At 49.3% G+C, this 1,026-nt stretch carries 1 protein-coding gene; it reads left to right on the forward strand.

From position 1 onward, the window contains the following. Positions 1-99: 99 nt before the first annotated feature. On the forward strand, positions 100-1,026 hold a 927-nt coding region (locus AMS66_RS02690), incomplete at its 3' end, for an IS30 family transposase (protein ID WP_053779327.1).

A 1,026-nucleotide genomic window follows, 5' to 3' on the forward strand; every position in this document is an offset into this window, starting at 1 on the left:
ATGAAGTGCGACACCTACTGGAAATAAAAAATGGCTCATAGCCTGATTCGTGTAGAATGAAAGTTACCACACCAGCATTCACACAAGGAGAATCAGTCCATGAGTTATTCACATCTTAGCATAATCGAACGCAGCAAGCTAGAAATCCTACATCGACAAGGGAAAAGTGCAAGAGCCATCGCTGAGGAACTTGGTCGGCATCATACGACCATTTGCCGGGAGATCAGCCGGAATGTTCAACTACAATCTTATCAGGCAGAAAGCTCACAACAAGCTTATGTGCAGCGCCGCAAAGCTTCCGTATCCAAGGGGAGATGGACGAAAGAACATGCTGAAGAGCTGGAAGAGAAGTTGCACGCCACATGGTCCCCTGAACAGATCGTAGAGCGCTTTAAAACTGAAAATCGACCCACCGTATGTTTTAAAACGATCTACCGCTGGATCTATGCAGGTCGTCTAACCAAAGGTGCTTTGCATGTACTCCGGCACAAAGGTAAACGTCAGAAACCTGCGGAAACACGCGGTAAGTTTGCTGTAGGCAGACCCATTTCCCAGCGTCCGAAGGACGTTCGCTCTCGGGAAACATTTGGGCATTGGGAACTGGACACGGTGGTTTCGGGACGTGGAAAGAGCAAGGGTTGTGTAGCAACCTTCATTGAACGGAAAACACGTCTGTACACCGCGATTCAAATGCCCGATCGGACGGCTTTGTCGATGGAGATCGCCTTTGGCGTAGCCACTGCTCAGTATCCTTCTAAGGCTTTTCGAACCGCTACGGCTGACCGTGGCAAGGAGTTCGCCTGCTACGCGAACCTGGAACAAACACACGACGTACAGATTTATTTTGCTGACCCGTACTCTTCCTGGCAACGCGGTTCGAATGAGAATGCGAACGGCTTACTTCGAGAGTTCTTTCCCAAGGGCACGGACTTTACGCAAATATCAGATGCAACATTGGATCGTTCGCTTCATTTAATCAACCATCGCCCCCGAAAATGTCTGGGCTGGAAAACCGCTCACGAATCT

Origin of the sequence: Paenibacillus xylanivorans, from assembly GCF_001280595.1 — a bacterium.
GTDB classification, from domain to species: domain Bacteria; phylum Bacillota; class Bacilli; order Paenibacillales; family Paenibacillaceae; genus Paenibacillus; species Paenibacillus xylanivorans.